1 protein-coding gene is annotated in these 741 nt (G+C 53.7%); it reads left to right on the forward strand.

Features of this window, described 5'->3' with window-relative positions; translation table 11 throughout:
• Window position 1 precedes the first annotated feature (1 nt).
• The coding region (locus tag R7Z49_RS24700; protein ID WP_318112334.1) for an MATE family efflux transporter at window positions 2-741 on the forward strand (740 nt) is incomplete at its 3' end.

The following is a 741-nucleotide window of genomic DNA, read 5'->3' on the forward strand; positions in this document are numbered from 1 at the left end:
TATCTCGTTGTTGGGGACGCATGCCCTGGCGGCAATCAGCTACACGTTTCCTGTCACCTTTGCGGTTAACTGCATCACGATGGGGATCGGGATGGGGCTATCGACCAACATTGGCCGCTTGCTTGGTCAAGGTCATGCTCCACAAGCGGCGCGATTTACGACTCACGGTTTGCTGTTGGCGGTGTTGCTCGTCGCTATCGCTTCTTCTATTGGCTTTGCTACCATTGCGCCACTGTTTCGTTTCCTTGGCGCGGCCGACGATCTGATTCCACTCATCGAACAATACATGCAGGTGTGGTACCTCACCATTCCACTGTTGGTGATCCCAATGGCGGGCAACAGTGCAATCCGTGCCACTGGCGACACTAAGACACCCGCTAAGATCATGATGTTGGCCGGTCTGATCAACGGCATGCTCGATCCACTACTGATTTTCGGTTACGGCCCCTTCCCAGAACTTGGCATTCAAGGCGCAGCTATAGCGAGTGCCTTTAGTTGGCTAGGCGCTTTGTGCGGCTCTTTCTATGTGTTGGTGAAACGCGAAAAACTGCTCGCACAACCTCAATGGGCCTCATTGAAACAAGATTGGCAACAGACGTTAAAAATTGGCACCCCTGCAGCGCTATCCAATGCGATGAATCCGTTGTCGGGCGCGATTTTGATGATGCTGCTATCTAGCCACGGCACGGCAGCGGTGGCAGCTTACGGCGCTGCGCAGCGTATTGAGTCGATTCTGATCTT

This window comes from Vibrio sp. 1562, from assembly GCF_033340155.1.
Taxonomy (GTDB): Bacteria; Pseudomonadota; Gammaproteobacteria; order Enterobacterales; family Vibrionaceae; genus Vibrio; species Vibrio alginolyticus.